The organism is Dokdonella koreensis DS-123 (assembly GCF_001632775.1).
GTDB classification, from domain to species: domain Bacteria; phylum Pseudomonadota; class Gammaproteobacteria; order Xanthomonadales; family Rhodanobacteraceae; genus Dokdonella; species Dokdonella koreensis.
Genome location: NZ_CP015249.1, coordinates 3,091,448 through 3,106,734, shown reverse-complemented (window position 1 = coordinate 3,106,734; position 15,287 = coordinate 3,091,448). Strand labels below are relative to the sequence as shown.

Below are 15,287 nucleotides of genomic sequence, written 5' to 3'. Positions count from 1 at the left end.
GCGACGGGACGGGGCGCCGCGCGGCCGATGCACTCACACGCTGGTGGAGAATCGGTAGCCGGCGCCGCGGACGGTCTGTACCAGCGCATCGTGACCGCTCGGTTCGAGCGTCTTGCGCAGGCGGCGGATGTGCACGTCGACCGTGCGTTCCTCGACGTAGACGCCGCCGCCCCAGACATGGTCGAGCAGCTGGCTGCGCGTATAGACGCGCTCGGCGTGGGTCATGAAGAAATGCAGCAGGCGGTATTCGGTCGGGCCGATCTGCAGCGGCTGGTCGCTGGCGTAGACGCGATGCGCGGCGCCGTCGATGCGCAGGCCGCCCAGCTCGATCACGCCCTCGACGTCCTCGCCGTGCGTGCGGCGCATCACTGCGCGGATGCGCGCGACCAGCTCGCGGGTCGAGAACGGCTTGACGACGTAGTCGTCGACGCCGGCGTCCAGGCCGCTGACGCGGTCGGTCTCCTCGCCGCGCGCGGTGAGCATGATGATCGGCACCTCGCGCGTCAGCTCGTCCTTGCGCAGCCGGCGGGCCAGGTCCAGGCCGCTGATGCCGGGCAGCATCCAGTCCAGCAGGATCAGGTCCGGGATGCGCTCGCCGATGGCGCTCTGGGCGGTGCGGGCATCGGTGGCGTGCATGGCGTCCATTCCGGCCTTGCGCAATGCGAAGGCGACCATGTCGCGGATGGCGGGTTCGTCTTCGACGATCAGGATGTTCTTCTGCACGTTTCGCTGCCGGAGGCTGCCGGAATCGGCATTCATGACGCGATTATTGCAACGGGAAACTGTTACGGCGCGATGACAGCGGCTGCTCGGGCCGCGAAACCGACAGCGCCGGCTCGGTCAGCGAGCCCTGCTGGGGGTCGCCGGGCTTGGTGCCGCGGCGGCGCAGTTCCAGCACCAGCGGGGTCATCGCGGTGATCCGCGCCTCGACCCGCGCGCGCTGGTAGTAGTCGAGGTCGTCCTGCTTGGTCAGCGCCTTGAGCTGGTTCAGGGCGTCCTCGGCGCGGCCCTTGAGCCAGGCCGCCTCGGCATAGGCCTCCGCCGCCCGGACCTTGTCGCCGGCCAGCTCGCTGGCGCGCGCGAAGCTGGTCTGCAGGTCCGGATCGTCGCTGTAGCTGTCCAGCAGCGGGCGCAGCAGGTTCTGGGCATCACGCGCGCTCTTGGGCTGGCCGCGTGACAGCAGCGAGTCGGCATAGGCCAGGCTGATCGCGCGGTTGCCCGGGAAGTCCTCGTGCAGGTCCGAATAGCGCCGCTCCGCCTCGGCGTGGCGGCCGGCATGGTCCTCGGCGGCGGCCAGCGCCAGCTGGAACGTCGCCTGGCCGGGATGGCGTTCGGCCAGGCGGGTCAGTTCCTCGACGGCGCGGTCGAGCTGGCGGGCCCGGGTCAGCGCGAGGCCGTAGCCGTAGCGGTTGGACGGCGTGTCGAACGCCGGGTCGGCCTTCAGGGTATCGGCGTAGTAGCCGACCATCGCGGCCGGGGAGCGGGCCGTGAGGACGCGCACGCGCTCGCGCATCAGCAGGAAGGTGTCGCGCGACCCGCTGCGGTCCAGGCGCGACAGGTTCGCGCTGATGGCGCCGGGCGCGGTCGAGGCGACCGACGGCGCGGGCAGCGCGAACGGGTTCTTGACCGGCGCGGCCGGCAGGGCCGCACCCTGGGGCTTGCCGCCGCCGGACGACTCCCCGACGCAGCGATCGAGCACGCCGTTCACGTAGCCGCAGGTGGTCATCTGCGCCGCCCGGGCCTTCGCGTCGGCGATGCGGTTGGTGTCGACCGGATGGGTACGCAGGAACTCGGGCACGTCGATGCCGTTGACGCGCATCGTGCGTCCGAGCGTGGCGAAGGTGTCGGCCATCGCGACGGGGTCGAAGTCGGCGCGTGCCAGGGTCTGGATGCCGATGCGGTCGGCCTCGATCTCGTCCTTGCGCGTGAAGTTGATCTGGCGCTGCTGCATCAGCGCGGTGCCGCTCATCAGGGCGGCCGGGGCGGTGTCGTCGCCGCGGCCGGCACCGGCGATCATCAGGCCGAGCATGGCCAGTGTGATCGGGATGCTCGACTTCTTCATGTCCTCGTAGGCGCGCAGCAGGTGCTGCTGGGTGACGTGCGCGATTTCGTGCGCGACGACCGCGGCGAACTCGTCCTCGCGGTTCATCGCGGTGATCAGGCCGGCGTTGGCGCCGATGTAGCCACCCGGCGCGGCGAACGCGTTGATGTCGTTGTCGCGCACGATGAAGAACGTGAACGACAGGTCCGGGCGGTCGCTCTGCGCGACCAGGCGATGGCCGAGGCCGTCGAGGTAGTCGTTGAGCAGGGGATCGTCGAGGATGTAGTTCATCGCCCGCATCTCGTGCAGCATGCTGGCGCCGTACTCCTGCATCTCGCGGGGCATCGCCAGCTCGCCGGCGGAACTGCCGATGTCCGGCAGCCTGATGCCGGGATCCTGCGCGCCGGCCAGGCCCGCGCAGGTGGCGAGCAAGGCGACCGGTAGCCAGTTGATTTTGCTCATGGTGAGCACGACCATGCGAAGCGGTGGGAAGCGGCGCGAAGCCTGGGCCGCGTGAGACCACCATAGCGCAGCGAGGTTCCCCCTGCCACCGTGCCCCGGTGGCGGACAGCGGGGATTCATTTGGAATCGACGATGACCGACGTGGAAATCTATTCGACCGCGATCTGCCCGTACTGCGTCGCCGCCAAGCAGTTCCTCGACCGCAAGGGACTGGGCTACCGCGAGGTGCGGATCGATACCGACCCGGCCGAGCGCGACCGCATGCTCCAGCGCAGCGGCGGCCGGCGCACCGTGCCGCAGATCTTCGTCAACGGCACCCATGTCGGCGGATTCGACGACCTGGTCGCGGCGGATCGCTCGGGCCGCCTGGCGCACCTGATCGGCGAATGAGGCGGTACCGGTCCGGCGGCCGGGTTCAGTCGGCGATCCGGACCAGGCGCGTGCGCCCGCCGGTGGCGGTGCGTCCTTCCAGGCGATCGATGCCGATCCGGTCGAACACCGCGACCACCTTCGAGCCGCCCTGGAAGAGTGTGCAGATGGCCGGCGGCAGATCGGCCGGCTGCGGGGCGATGCGGCAGGTCAGCGTGACGCCCGCCCTGGAATCCTCGAGCCGGAAGCTGTCGCCGTCCTCGCTGCCCGACGGGGTCAGTTCGAGCAATGGCGCGTAGTCGCGGTCGCCATCGTCGACCTGGACCCAGCGCCCGCTCCAGCCGCGTCCCGGCTCGGGACCGGCGAAGGCCGTGCGTTGCAGCAGCAGTGGCCGCACGTCGATCGCATCGGCCGAGCCGGTCGCCGACGGCCGCACCAGCCAGGCGCGTGCCTGCGCCGGGCCGGTGAACTCGATCAGCAGCTCCGGTCCGATCTCGGCCACCGGGTGCGCCGGCGCCTCGCCGAACAGGTCCTCGCCATTGCGCAGCCGGACCAGCGGAATGCGGGCGGTGCGCTGGTCGAGGCGGGCGCTGCCGAAGAACCAGGTCGGCGCGCCGCCGGCGTCGAAGCCGAACAGGCCGGCCGCCAGCTGGTCGCCCTGCCGTTCCAGGCTGATGCCGCTGCCGGCCAGGGCCGGCACGTGGTCGTCGCCCAGGGCGGCCGACCACCAGAAGCCGTTCTCGACCGCCGGGGCCGGCTCGTTCTCGGTGGCGTCCAGCAGGTCGATCCGATGCAGGTGAGGTGTCTCGGTGCCACGCGCCAGGTGGACGCGCACGGCATAGACGCGCGGCGGAAGGTGCAGCAGGCCGGCCTGCAGCGCCGGATTGGCGCGCTGCTCGTACGGCGTGGCCCCGGCGCGGCAGTCCAGCGTCGCGGTGCGCGCGACGACGTCGATCTCGCCGCCGGCGAGGCGCACGCTCTGGATCTTCGGGACGCAGCTGTCGGGCCAGGTGCCGTGCATGCGCAGCAGCGGCGCCAGCATCGGCGAGCTGCTGCCGGGCGCTTCCAGGTCCAGCGTCATCGGCTCGGCCGCGGTCGCGTCGACGGGCGCCGCCGTGGCCGCGTGCGCCAGCGCGATCACGCAGGCGAGGACCTGCGCGCATCGGCACAGTGTTCGGAAAACGCTCATTCCGCGATAATGCGCGTCTGCGCACGGCACCTGCAAGTGTCGGCCCCTTCTGAATTTCCCTTCCCTTGTTGCAGGAGTCTCAAATCCGATGAACGACACGATCGCGGTCATCCGCGGCGATGGCATTGGTCCTGAAATCATGGATGCCACGCTGGAAGTCATCGACGCGCTGGGCGTCGGTCTCCGCTACGACTTCGTCGAGGCCGGCCTGGCCGCACAGGAGGCGTCCGGCGAACTGCTGCCGCAGGCCACGCTCGATGCGATCGCCCGCCACCGGGTCGCGCTGAAGGGACCGCTGACGACGCCGATCGGCGGTGGCTTCAGCTCACTGAACGTCGAGCTGCGCCGCCGCTTCGACCTGTACGCCAACGTGCGCCCGGCGATCACGATTCCCGGCACCCGCGCGCGCTACGACGGCATCGACATCATCACCGTCCGCGAGAACACCGAAGGCGCCTACGGCGCCGAGGGCCAGACCCTGTCGGACGACGGCCAGACCGCGCACGGCGTCATCAAGATCACCCGCCACGGCTCCGAGCGCATCATCCGCTACGCCTTCGACCTGGCGCGGCGCGAGCGGCGCAAGAAGGTCACCCTGGTGCACAAGGCCAACATCATGAAGACGACGTCCGGCCTGTTCCTCAAGGTCGGCCGCGAGGTGGCGGCCGAGTACCCGGACATCGCCTGCAACGAGATGATCGTCGACAACACCTGCATGCAGCTGGTGATGAACCCGCAGCAGTTCGACGTGATCGTGACCACCAACCTGTTCGGCGACATCATCTCGGACCTGTGCGCCGGGCTGGTCGGCGGCCTCGGGCTGGCACCCGGCGCCAACATCGGCACCGATGCCGCGATCTTCGAGGCGGTCCACGGCTCGGCGCCGGACATCGCGGGGAAGGGCATCGCCAATCCCTGCGCGCTGCTGCTCGGGGCGGTGCAGATGCTGGGTCACCTGGGCCTGATCGAAGCGGCCCAGCGCGTGCGTGACGCGATCCGCGAGACGATCCACGCGCAGGACCACCTGACGCCGGACCTCGGCGGCGGCGCCAGCACGCGCGAGTTCGCCAAGGCGATCGCGGCGCGCGCGGCGGGCTGATCCGCTGCCGGCCCAGGGCCGGCCTTTCCCGTCGAGGGGCCGGCGACGGGCGGGCCGGTCCGGCCCGCCCGCGCTCGACGCGGCGGCGCGTCAGTTGCCGCCGTTCGGCAGTGTCAGCAGCGTGATCGGTGCGCCGCTGCGCGAGAACGTATAGCCCGACCCGGGGAAGGTCACCGTGAAGCTCGCGCGGTTGACGCCGGTTGGCTGGCCGCCGACCGTCGCCTCGGTCAGGGTCAGGCTGAACGTGCCGATCGTCGCGTAGGTCACCGGTACCGGCGTGCAGGTGCGGCAGTAGCCGTTGACGGTATAGACCGTCGTGGTGCCGCCCGAGGCGAAGCTCTCGAAGTCCGCACCGGCCCAGCGCAGCGTTCCGCTGGCGTCCGCCGGGTAGTAGAGCAGGTTGGGCGTGTAGGGGCCGCGGCCGTCCTGGCGCACCATCTGCGTGCCGATGCCCCAGCCGCTGTCCGTGCCGCCGTACCACTGGCCGCTGAGGTTCGGTGTCGGGTGCGAGGACGGCAGCACCAGCGGCTCGACGCACCACTGCCCGCGGGTCGCGCCGACCCGCCAGCTCATGACGCCCAGCTGCGCGGCGGCACGCGCCACGTTGCGGCAGGCCGGGGACGCCGCCGCGCTGTTGAAGTCGATGACCAGGTCGCCGCCGACGCTCGGGTCCAGCACCGAGGTGCGGCTGGCGGCGTCGTAGCGCATCCGCTGCATGCCGTTGCCGTTCTGGTCGCGGCCGCCGACGAACACGCCGTCGACGAGATTGCCGGTCGAGATGAAGATCTCCGGTTTGCCGGCGGCGTCGAAGGTGTAGAAGATCACGTTGTAGACGTCGCCGGCATTGGCGTCGCGGCGGGCCAGTTGCAGGTCGATGCCGTGGCCGGCGCGGCTGCGGTCGAACCACCAGCTCGAGATCGGCGCCGTGAACGCCGGCGGCGCGGCGGCGGCGTCGCTCCAGCCGACGGCGTCGAGCATCGGCTTGGCCAGGCCCAGCGTGCGCGGACCGGGGACCTGGTAGCTCGCGTTCATCAGGTCGCCGGCCTGGACCAGGTGGGACAGGGTGGAACCGCCCTGCGGCGTGCACGGCGACCCGGTGCAGGGCGCGTAGAGCATCGGCAGGTTGAACGGCGGCGTCTGCTGCCTGAGGGTGTTCAGCGGCGAGGCGACCGCCGCCGGTCCCCACCAGCGCAGGCCGTTGCCGGACACCAACGCGGCAGCGCGCTCGGCGTCGCTGGTCTGCGGATCGAGGAACGGCTTCCAGCTGGCGGCCGTCGTGTTGAGGATCGCTGCGTTCTCGCCGTAGACGTCGTTGTAGCCGGTGCCCGAATAGCCGCTGGCGCCTTCGCCGGAGAAGCGCGCGCCGAGCGGCGCCGGATCGGTGCTGTCGATGTTCACCAGGCCGATGAAGCCCAGGCCGTGCGCGATCTCGTGCATCGCGATCGAGATGAAGTCGAAATTGCTGCCGCTGGCGGCCGGGGTATAGCCGTAGTCGAACGTGCGGCCGCCGAGGACGTCGCTGGCACCGATCCTTGCGTTGAACGTCGCGACGATGTCCGGCTGCGAGCACGAGCCGCCGACGACGCCGCAGGAGCGCGTGCCGGCCAGCCGGGCCGCGGCGGCGATCGAGTACCAGCTGTAGCCGTTCGGCAGCCACGGCGCCGGCGCGTCGATGTCGTGCAGCGTGAGATTGCTCGGGCCGGCCTGGGCCAGTATCGCGCGTGTCGCGCTGGCTTCGAGGTCGCGCCAGCAGGCGCGGATGCGGATCGGCGAGGGCGTCTTGATCTGCGCCGCCAGCAGCTCGGAGGCGCGCTGCAAGGCGTTGCGCCGCTGCTGGCCGAGCGTGGTGCCCGGATTGCCGCCGGTCGGCGTGGCCGGGGTGGAGTCGTTCCACGGCGCGCCGTTGCAGGTGCCGCTGGTGGTGGTCGGGAACTCGAGCTGGATGCCGCCGTCCGTCGGCGAGGCTTCGATCGAGGCGGTCAGGCTGATCTGGGTCGACGGCTGCGACAGGTTGACGACAGCGATGTACCAGCGCCCCGGTTGCAGTGGCTGGCGGCTGGAGCGGCGCACGACGACCGATTCGGTCGAGGTGCCGCTGACCGAAGCGTAGTGCGCGTAGCGCTGGAACAGTTCGAAATACGCGTTGGCGCCGTGCAGCGTGCGATCGGCGAACGGCGTGTCGTAGCGCACGAACAGGTCGGCATCGGCTGCGCCGGTCCCGCTGAACTGGATCTTGAGCTGGGCGTTCTGGCCGATGTTGGCCGGGACGTCGATGTAGTACGACGTCGTGAAGGTCTGTCCCTGCAGCGTGAACGCCGCCGGCGTGCCGGACGCCAGGGGAATCGTCGGCGCGGCGAGGACGGCGGGCGCAACGAGCGCGAGGCTCAGTGCGAGACGGCTGGCGAGGCGGCGGGCGCGGCTCATTCGGACTGCTCCGCAGCGGCCTGGGCGCGGCGCCGCTCGGCGCGTTCGAGGAAGGTCGGGCGGGCGTCCAGGTTCGGGATGTCGCGGCACTGGATCGCGACGGTGCCGTCCGCTTCGAGAGTCGCCACCGTGCCGGCCAGCTGCGGCGGCGGCACGGCGAGCGGCGCAGCCGCCTTGGCCGGCGCCGTCCCGGCCTCGAGGGCCGGTGCCGCGGCCAGCGGCAGCGCCTGCGGCTCGGCGGCGAGTGCGCAGGCCGGTCCGAGCAGCAGTGTCAGCAGCCAGGACGGGCGCAGGAAAGCCGGGATGGAAGAGGGCATTGTGGGATCTCCTTGCTGGAATCCGCCGGGGCGGCACGACGGACCGATCATAAGCCGATCAGTGGCGCGGGAGGGCCTGCACGGCATGGTCCAGGACGACCAGCGGACCACGCCCCGGGCGATAGCCGCTCCGCAGCGCGCGGTGCACGTAGTCGATCGCGTCCGCCACCGCGGTGGCGAGCGGTTGCCCGCGCGCGAGGCCGGCCGCGGCGGCGGCGGCCAGCGTGCAGCCGGTGCCGTGGCCCTCGCCGGGCAGGCGCGGGTGCTCGAACCAGTGCTCGCCGGCGGCGTCGAGCAGCAGGTCGGCGACCTTCCGGCCCGGTCGATGGCCGCCCTTGAGCAGCACCGCCGGGCAGCCCAGCGCGCGCAGGTCGTGCGCGGCCTGGCGCATGCCGGCGCGGTCGCGGATCGTGCGGCCCAGCAGGCGCTCGGCTTCGGGCAGGTTCGGGGTGACCAGGGTGGCGCGCGCCAGCAGGTGGCGCCGCAGCGCGGCGACGATGTTCGCCGCGGCCAGCGTCGCGCCGCTGGTCGCGATCATCACCGGATCGAGCACGACCGGCACGTGCGGATGTTCGGCCAGCGCCTGGCCGACGAGGCGCGCCGCCGTGGTGGTGCCGAGCATGCCGATCTTGACGGCGGCGACCCGGAAGTCCGCGAACACCGCGTCGATCTGTCCGCGCAGCAGCCGGGCCGAGACCTGCTGGATCCCGGTGACGGCGCGCGTGTTCTGGGCCGTGATGGCGGTGATCGCGCACAGGCCGTGGGTACCGAAGGCGGAGAAGGTCGCCAGGTCCGCCTGGATGCCGGCGCCGCCTCCGGAATCGGAGCCGGCGATCGTCAGGACGGCGGGAGGGGCGGGCGGGAATCGATGGGTCATCGTGGTGTTGTATTTTGGCAACGAAAGGTGCGGGGCATTGTGCCCGGATCGGCGGTCCGTGCCGGGTCCGGGCGATTTATCACAGGTGCTCAACGGGTTCCGGCGGCAGCACGGGTGTTGCGTGCTTGACACGCTGTTGCGTTTTTCCCATAATCGGCTCGCTTCACGCGGCAACAGCACAGCACTCAACACTCCAGGGACCGCAGCACAGGGCAATGCAGCGGGCATCATCAGCGACTACAGGCAGATTGGCGGGAGCGCTCAGTATCGTACTGGCGCTCCCCCTTTCTTTTGCGCAGGCGGCGCCGTCGAGTGAATCGGCGCAGGCGCGTGGAGCCGGCCCTGCCGATTCCGCGCTCGATCGCTGGCGCAGCTATGCCTTTGCGAGTGTAACGCCGCGCTTCGCCTGGGCCTTGCTCCCGGCTACCGAAGCCATGATTCCGAAAGTGACCGACGCGCTGGTGACCGCGCGCCCGTCCCTGTTCCCGTCGCTGGTGGCCGATGCGCCGGCAGCGGCACGCCTTTCGCTCTCGATCGCCAGCGGCAACGTATCGGAGACCGCCGCACGGCCGACCCCGGCCGGGCAGCGTCTGTTCGAACTGCCGCAGCCGGGGCTCGAGCGCACGGTCGTCGCGCCGTCGATGACGTTCCGGTTCGGCGCCGATGGGGCGCTGGGCGTTTCGGCGCTGCTGGCCTACCAGCGGTTCGCGAGCCTCGGGCTCGGCGTGGTCGACTGGCAGAGCCAGTACCGTCCGCCGAGCTGGGCCGCCAGCGAGACCTCGTCCGGTACCGGTGTTCGTTTCGACGTGGCCTACCGGCTCGGCGAGCGCTTCGAATGGAGCGGCGGCTACCAGTCGCGCGTCAACATGGACGCGTTCTCGAACTACCGCGGCGTCTATTCCGACCCGGGCCAGTTCGACATCCCGGCGCAGGCCAACCTCGGGCTGTCCTATGCCTTGGTGCCTTCGCTGACGTTCGACCTCGGCGTCGACCGCATCATGTACAGCGGCGTCACGCCGTTCACCAGCAACGGCCTGCCCAATCGCGTGCTGGCCCTGCTCGGCGACGGGCTCAGCCCGACGTTCGCGTGGCGCGACCTGACCGTCTACAGCGTGGGTTCCACCTGGCGCAACCGCTCGTTCGGCGACCTGCAGCTTCGCTACACCACGCGCCAGCAGCCCGAGCCGACCTCCGAGCTGCTGCGCCGCGCCCTGGCCCCCGACGTCGCCGACTACGCGGTCTCGCTCGGCTGGTCGCGGCCGACCGGCCGCAGTGCGCGCATGACGGTGCTGGCCAACTACGCGCCGCAGCCGTACATCCTCGGCCTGCCGACGCACCGCACGCCGTCCTCGGCGAGCCGCGTCGAGTTCGAAGCGCTCTGGGCACTGAGTTTCTGATCGCCCCGGCGTCGCCGCGACGCCTCCCGGCCTGATCGCCGGCTTCCGGTCCCCCCGTTTCCGAGGCGCCGCGCCATCCCTGGCGTTCGTCGCTGTGCCCGCCGCGGCGGCCGGTCTGCGGCCGCGCGCGGACCGTCAGAGCATTTCCGAGGCGCGATCGGCCAGGCGCGACCGCTCGCCGCGGCGCAGCGTGATGTGGCCGCTGTGCTCCCAGGTCTTGAAGCGGTCCACCGTGTAGGTGAGGCCCGAGGTGGTCTCGGTCAGGTACGGGGTGTCGATCTGCTCGACGTTGCCGAGGCAGATCATCTTGCAGCCGGGGCCGGCCCGCGTGATCAGCGTCTTCATCTGCTTGGGCGTCAGGTTCTGCGCCTCGTCGATGATCACGTAGCGGTTCTGGAAGGTGCGGCCGCGCATGAAGTTCATCGAACGGATCTTGATGCGCGAGGCGAGCAGGTCGTTGGTCGCGGCGCGGCCCCAGGAGCCGCCTTCCTGCGGGTTGGTCAGCACTTCCAGGTTGTCGGTCAGCGCGCCCATCCACGGCGTCATCTTTTCCTCTTCCGTGCCCGGCAGGAAGCCGATGTCCTCGCCGACCGAGACGGTCGCACGCGTCATGATGATCTCGCGGTAGCGCTGCTGGTCCATCGTCTGCGCCAGTCCGGCGGCGAGCGCCAGCAGCGTCTTGCCGCTGCCGGCCGTGCCGAGCAGGCTGACGAAGTCCACGTCCGGATCCATCAGCAGGTTCAGCGCGAAGTTCTGCTCACGGTTGCGGGCGTGGATGCCCCAGACCGAATGCGAGCCGTTGACGTAGTCGTCGAGGATCTGCAGCGTGGCCTTGCGGTTGTCGATCGCCAGGACGCGCATCTCCACGTCGTCCTCGCCGGGCAGGTAGAGGCATTCGTGCGGATGCCACTGCTCGTCCTTGCGGCATTTGACCTCGTAGTAGGTATGCCCGCGCTCGGACCACGAACGCAGCTCCGGGTGGCGGTCCCAGAAGTCGACCGGCAGCTCGGCGTGGCCGGCGTAGAGCAGGCTGAAGTCGTCCAGCGCGCGATCGTTCTCGTAGTCCTCCGCCGCCACGCCGTAGATCGACGCCTTGATGCGCAGGTTGATGTCCTTGGTGACCAGCACCACCGGCGTCTTGGGCCGCTGCTCGCGCAGGTGCAGGACCGAGGCGAGGATCAGGTTGTCGGGGACGGCGCGCTTACGCGCCGCTTCGGCACCGTTCTCGATCGGCCGGGTTTCGAAGTACAGCCGGCCGGCCTGCTTGCCGCGGTCGAGGCGAAGCCCCTGCGGCAACTGCAGGTCGAGGCCTTCGGCGATGCCGCGGCCGTTGCCGCGCTCGATCAGCTCGTTGATGAACCGGCTGACCTGGCGCGCGTTGCGCGAGACTTCCGAGGTGCCCTTCTTTGCGGCGTCCAGTTCCTCCAGTACGGTCATCGGGACGAACACGTCGTGTTCCTCGAAGCGGAACAGCGACGTCGGGTCGTGCATGAGCACGTTGGTGTCGAGCACGTAGATGCGTTTGCCTCGGGTCATGCCAGGCTCTCGGTGGAGGAAGGGATTGAGATGGCGCGCGCCGCCGGCGGCCGCGTGACGGGAATGGCGGGACGGGGTCGCTTCACGCGTCGGTCAGGCGCGCCAGGACGGCGGCGGCGTGCCCGGGGACCTTGACGTTGCGCCAGGCGTCCACCAGCGTCCCGTCGGGGCCGATCAGGAACGTGCTGCGCACGATGCCCAGGTAGCGCTTGCCGTAGAGCGTCTTCTCGTGGATCACGTCGAACGCGCGGCACCAGGTCTCGTCGGTGTCGGCCACCAGTGCGAACGGCAGCGCCTGCTTCTCGATGAATCGCCGGTGGCTGGCGGGCGAGTCGCGCGATACGCCGAGGATCGTGCAGTTGCGGCGCTCGAAGGCCGGCTGCAGGTCGCGGAAGTCCTGTGCCTCACGCGTGCAGCCGGTGGTGTTGTCCTTGGGGTAGAAGTAGATCGCGACGAACCGTCCGCGCAGCTGCCCGAGGGAAAGCGCCGAGCCGTCCTGGATCGTTCCGGAAAGCGCGGGAACCTGCGTGCCGATTTCGATCATCTTCGCTGGAGTGTCCTGCCGTTCTCGTCGTGGTCGAGGGACCGCATCGTTCGATCAGAATTTCATCGGATCCATGATCGCGTCCAGGTTCAGTCCGTCGCAGAACTCGAGGAAATCGTCGCGCAGCGCCGCGATGTGCATCGTATTGGGGATGCCGATCGTGATCTGCGCGGAGAACATGTCGGCACCGGTCTGCATCGCGCGGTAGCGCGAGGAATGCAGCTGCTCGATCGAGATGCTGCGACCGGCGAAGAACTCGGCGAGCTGGAACAGCACGCCGGGCTTGTCGGCCGCGATGACCTCGATCACGTACGGCAGCAGGTTGGGCTGCGGCTGGTGCGCGCTGGTGCGGAAATGGCCCAGGCGCAGGCCGCCGTCCCGGTCGAGACGCGCCAGGGCGTTCTCGAGCTTGGCGATCGCATCCCACGAGCCCTGCGCCAGCGCCAGCACGCACAGTTCGCTGCCGAGCGTGGAAACCCGCGCTTCGGCCAGATTGCAGCCGCAGTCCGTGATCCGCTTGCTGATCGCCAGCAGCGGGGACCCGGCAGGCTTGCCGAATGCATTGATCAGCAGGTAGTTGTCGTTTGCAGAGGGACGCGGTGCGATTTCGCTCAAAGTCTGCCTTCCTGCCTCGTCTCGCGGAGTCCGGCACACCTCCCTGCGGCGGGAGGTGCATGGCGCCGGAGCGGCGTCCGAGCCAGCATACTTGCCGGCCCGTGGTGCCGCAAGAATCGCCCGTGCCGATGTCGGCGCCGTGACCGGCGCCTGCCGCAGGCGGTGAACGGCCGCTGGACGGCGGCCGGATCGCGGGGTGCCGGGATGGACTGGCGCAGGGCGCAGCCGGTACTATCGATCGACCTCATCGGCCCGTTTTTCACGCCTTGAACCTCTCCGGCAGTATCTGCGCGCTGGCCACGCCGTTCCGCATGCAGGACGGCGAGCTTCCCATCGATTTCGAGGCCTTCGGGCGCCTGATCGACCACCAGGTCGCCGGCGGTACGCGGGCGCTGGTCGCCGCCGGCTCCACCGGCGAGGCGGCGATGCTCGACGATGCCGAGTTCTCCGCGCTGGTGGCCTTCACGGTCGAGCGGGCCGCCGGCCGTATCCCGGTGCTGGCCGGCACCGGCCAGGCGTCGACGCGGCGCACGATCGAACAGACCCGCCGTGCCGCCGATGCCGGCGCCGGAGCGGCGCTCGTCGTCACGCCGCCGTACGTGCGGCCGACGCAGGAAGGGCTCTATCGCCACTTCATGGACGTGGCCGAGCACGGGCGCCTGCCGGTCGTGCTCTACAACGTGCCGGGGCGCACCGCCTGCGACCTGTTGCCCGAGACCGTCGAACGGCTCGCCGCGCAGGGCAACATCGTCGCCATCAAGGAAGCCCGCGCCGATGCCGAGCGGATGGAGCGCCTGCTGGCGGCGCGGCCGACGACCCGCCGGTTCGCCATTCTTTCCGGCGATGATCCGACCTGCGTCCGGGCGATGCTCGCCGGGGCCGACGGCGTGATCTCGGTGGCGGCCAATGTCGCGCCCGCCGCGCTGCAGGCGATCGCCGAGGCCTGCGCCGATGCCGACCGGCCGCGCGCCGAAGCGCTGGATGCCGCGCTGCAGGACCTCTATGCGCTGCTGGCGGCCGAACCGAACCCGATCCCCGTCAAATGGTGCCTGGCCCGGCTGGGCCTGGGCGGGCCAGACCTGCGTCTGCCGCTGCTGCGGCTGTCGGCCGCCCATCATCGTCAGGCCGAGCGCGTACTGGCCGCCTGCGGACTCGCCGAGCCGCTGCTGGCGACCGGCTGACGCCTACCGTTACAGGAAAACAGAACCGTGAAACGAACGATTGCGCTGCTGATGCTCCTGCCCCTGCTCCTGCTGGCCGGAGGCTGCAAGTATTTTTCGCGCGAGAGCGCCAAGGACGAGTACAAGCGCGCCGTCGAGAGCCGCCCGCTCGAAGTGCCGCCGGATCTCGATGCGCCGGCCAATTCCGGTGCGATGGTCATTCCCGAGGCGCGGCCGTCGGCCTCTTCCGATCCGGCCGGTTCGGTACGCCGTGAGGACGGTGCCCTGGTGCTCGGCGCGCCACCGGCCGGCGACACGTCCGCGACCGCCGAGCCGCCGCCGGTGTCGGCGTCACCCGGCGTGAAGGTCGGGGGCGAGGGCCTGCTCGTCAGCGATTCGGTCGAAAGCACCTGGCGTCGCGTCGGCCTGGCCCTGCAGCGGTCCGGCGCGGCGACCGTCGTCGCGAGCGACGAGGCGACGTCGAGCTACGACGTCGAAACCGCAGGCGAGGTCGTCAGCAAGCCGGGCTGGTTCAAGCGCACGGTCACGCTCGGCATGGCCAAGGACAAGGTCTCCGCGCCGGTGCGCCTGAAGATCCGCGTGAGCGGCGAAGGCGAGGGCAGCCGCGTCAGCATCGAGGGTGCGGACGACGAAGCCGGCCGCGCCGCAGCCGACGGCGTGCTCGCCGCGCTGCGCCAGCGCCTTTCCTGAGGCCGGCACATTCGGGCACGCGCCACGATGGCCGGTGACGTCGTGCGGCGACGCGCCGGTTGAAACCGGCGCATCCGGCCGGCCGGTCAATGCGTGCGGTTCAGCGTTCGAGGAGCGGGAGCTTGCCGGGCTTGCCGTCCCATTCCTTGGCGTCCGCCGGCGGCTCGCCACGCTCGGTGATGACCGGCCAGCCCTTGGCCAGCTCGGCATTGAGCGCGATGAACGCTTCCTGCCCGGCGGGAACGTCGTCCTCGGGATAGATCGCGTTGGCCGGGCATTCCGGCTCGCACAGCGTGCAGTCGATGCATTCCTCGGGATCGATCACGAGGAAGTTGGGGCCTTCATGGAAGCAGTCCACCGGGCAGACCTCGACGCAGTCGGTGTACTTGCACTTGATGCAGTTCTCGGTGACGACGAAGGGCATGGCGTGCGGAGTAGCGGCTGGCCTGGAGGGCGGAAGACGGCGGAATGGCGCTCCCTACGAGGTTCGAACTCGTGTTCCCGCCTTGAGAGGGCGGTGTCCTAGACCACTAGACGAAGGGAGCG

At 70.4% G+C, this 15,287-nt stretch carries 15 protein-coding genes and 1 tRNA gene; 5 read left to right on the top strand and 11 right to left on the bottom strand.

What is annotated here, in order from left to right; genetic code table 11:
* Nucleotides 1-33 precede the first annotated feature (33 nt).
* On the bottom strand, nt 34-723 hold the full coding sequence (gene phoB, locus I596_RS12735; RefSeq protein WP_067651915.1) for a phosphate regulon transcriptional regulator PhoB: 690 nt from the start codon (nt 721-723) through the stop codon (nt 34-36).
* 43 nt (nt 724-766) lie between these two features.
* A complete protein-coding gene (locus tag I596_RS12730; protein ID WP_083965799.1) occupies nt 767-2,503 on the bottom strand; it encodes a beta-barrel assembly-enhancing protease in 1,737 nt (578 codons plus the stop codon).
* A gap of 132 nt (nt 2,504-2,635) precedes the next feature.
* Between I596_RS12730 and grxC the strand changes: the two genes are divergently transcribed.
* A complete protein-coding gene (gene grxC / locus I596_RS12725; RefSeq protein WP_067651912.1) occupies nt 2,636-2,893 on the top strand; it encodes a glutaredoxin 3 in 258 nt (85 codons plus the stop codon).
* A 25-nt stretch (nt 2,894-2,918) separates the two neighbouring features.
* On the opposite strand, the gene I596_RS12720 is transcribed toward grxC, so the two are convergent.
* Nucleotides 2,919-4,061, bottom strand: a complete 1,143-nt coding sequence (locus tag I596_RS12720) for a hypothetical protein (protein WP_150132141.1) — start codon at nt 4,059-4,061, stop codon at nt 2,919-2,921.
* 88 nt (nt 4,062-4,149) lie between these two features.
* Between I596_RS12720 and I596_RS12715 the strand changes: the two genes are divergently transcribed.
* Nucleotides 4,150-5,160: an isocitrate dehydrogenase gene (locus I596_RS12715; protein ID WP_067648556.1), complete on the top strand. Its 1,011-nt coding sequence runs from the start codon at nt 4,150-4,152 to the stop codon at nt 5,158-5,160.
* Nucleotides 5,161-5,250: 90 nt separating this feature from the next.
* Here the strand turns inward: I596_RS12715 and I596_RS12710 are convergent, their stop codons facing one another.
* The 3 genes from I596_RS12710 to thiD are packed head-to-tail and all read right to left on the bottom strand — an operon-like array spanning nt 5,251 to nt 8,778.
* Nucleotides 5,251-7,584, bottom strand: coding sequence for a hypothetical protein (locus tag I596_RS12710; protein WP_067648553.1), 2,334 nt, complete (start codon nt 7,582-7,584; stop codon nt 5,251-5,253).
* Nucleotides 7,581-7,901 carry a hypothetical protein gene (locus I596_RS12705; protein ID WP_067648550.1) on the bottom strand — a complete coding sequence of 107 codons (321 nt, stop codon included), beginning with the start codon at nt 7,899-7,901 and terminating at the stop codon, nt 7,581-7,583. The genes I596_RS12710 and I596_RS12705 overlap by 4 nt, the downstream gene beginning before the upstream one ends.
* A 58-nt stretch (nt 7,902-7,959) precedes the next feature.
* Complete coding sequence (gene thiD, locus I596_RS12700; RefSeq protein ID WP_067648546.1) at nt 7,960-8,778, bottom strand: bifunctional hydroxymethylpyrimidine kinase/phosphomethylpyrimidine kinase; 819 nt, start codon at nt 8,776-8,778, stop codon at nt 7,960-7,962.
* A gap of 434 nt (nt 8,779-9,212) precedes the next feature.
* Between thiD and I596_RS12695 the strand changes: the two genes are divergently transcribed.
* Nucleotides 9,213-10,175, top strand: a complete 963-nt coding sequence (locus I596_RS12695; RefSeq protein ID WP_067648543.1) for a hypothetical protein — start codon at nt 9,213-9,215, stop codon at nt 10,173-10,175.
* A 135-nt stretch (nt 10,176-10,310) separates the two neighbouring features.
* Here I596_RS12695 and I596_RS12690 read toward each other — a convergent pair whose 3' ends face one another.
* From I596_RS12690 to I596_RS12680, 3 genes are all read right to left on the bottom strand, one after another.
* On the bottom strand, nt 10,311-11,711 hold the full coding sequence (locus I596_RS12690; protein ID WP_067648540.1) for a PhoH family protein: 1,401 nt from the start codon (nt 11,709-11,711) through the stop codon (nt 10,311-10,313).
* Nucleotides 11,712-11,793: 82 nt separating this feature from the next.
* The gene (locus I596_RS12685) at nt 11,794-12,255 is read right to left on the bottom strand and encodes a peroxiredoxin (protein WP_067648538.1); all 462 of its coding nucleotides are present in this window, start codon (nt 12,253-12,255) and stop codon (nt 11,794-11,796) included.
* Between the two features lie 54 nt (nt 12,256-12,309).
* Nucleotides 12,310-12,870, bottom strand: a complete 561-nt coding sequence (locus tag I596_RS12680) for a glycine cleavage system transcriptional repressor (RefSeq protein WP_067648535.1) — start codon at nt 12,868-12,870, stop codon at nt 12,310-12,312.
* Between the two features lie 266 nt (nt 12,871-13,136).
* Between I596_RS12680 and dapA the strand changes: the two genes are divergently transcribed.
* Complete coding sequence (gene dapA, locus I596_RS12675) at nt 13,137-14,051, top strand: 4-hydroxy-tetrahydrodipicolinate synthase (RefSeq protein ID WP_067648532.1); 915 nt, start codon at nt 13,137-13,139, stop codon at nt 14,049-14,051.
* Nucleotides 14,052-14,078: 27 nt separating this feature from the next.
* Nucleotides 14,079-14,741 carry a hypothetical protein gene (locus I596_RS18775; RefSeq protein ID WP_190278905.1) on the top strand — a complete coding sequence of 221 codons (663 nt, stop codon included), beginning with the start codon at nt 14,079-14,081 and terminating at the stop codon, nt 14,739-14,741.
* 100 nt (nt 14,742-14,841) lie between these two features.
* Here the strand turns inward: I596_RS18775 and fdxA are convergent, their stop codons facing one another.
* Entirely contained in the window at nt 14,842-15,165 is a 324-nt protein-coding gene (fdxA, locus tag I596_RS12665; RefSeq protein ID WP_067648526.1) for a ferredoxin FdxA, read from the bottom strand.
* A 45-nt stretch (nt 15,166-15,210) separates the two neighbouring features.
* Nucleotides 15,211-15,286: transfer RNA gene (locus I596_RS12660), tRNA-Glu, on the bottom strand.
* Nucleotide 15,287: the final 1 nt, after the last annotated feature.

Coding starts and splice junctions, on each gene's coding strand:
- thiD (WP_067648546.1), bottom strand. CDS start 8,778: ATGACCCATCGATTCCCGCCCGCCCCTCCCGCCGTCCTGACGATCGCC.
- I596_RS12705 (WP_067648550.1), bottom strand. CDS start 7,901: ATGCCCTCTTCCATCCCGGCTTTCCTGCGCCCGTCCTGGCTGCTGACA.
- I596_RS12685 (WP_067648538.1), bottom strand. CDS start 12,255: ATGATCGAAATCGGCACGCAGGTTCCCGCGCTTTCCGGAACGATCCAG.
- I596_RS12690 (WP_067648540.1), bottom strand. CDS start 11,711: ATGACCCGAGGCAAACGCATCTACGTGCTCGACACCAACGTGCTCATG.
- I596_RS12730 (WP_083965799.1), bottom strand. CDS start 2,503: ATGAGCAAAATCAACTGGCTACCGGTCGCCTTGCTCGCCACCTGCGCG.
- I596_RS12715 (WP_067648556.1), top strand. CDS start 4,150: ATGAACGACACGATCGCGGTCATCCGCGGCGATGGCATTGGTCCTGAA.
- fdxA (WP_067648526.1), bottom strand. CDS start 15,165: ATGCCCTTCGTCGTCACCGAGAACTGCATCAAGTGCAAGTACACCGAC.
- I596_RS12710 (WP_067648553.1), bottom strand. CDS start 7,584: ATGAGCCGCGCCCGCCGCCTCGCCAGCCGTCTCGCACTGAGCCTCGCG.
- I596_RS12720 (WP_150132141.1), bottom strand. CDS start 4,061: ATGAGCGTTTTCCGAACACTGTGCCGATGCGCGCAGGTCCTCGCCTGC.
- grxC (WP_067651912.1), top strand. CDS start 2,636: ATGACCGACGTGGAAATCTATTCGACCGCGATCTGCCCGTACTGCGTC.
- I596_RS12695 (WP_067648543.1), top strand. CDS start 9,213: ATGATTCCGAAAGTGACCGACGCGCTGGTGACCGCGCGCCCGTCCCTG.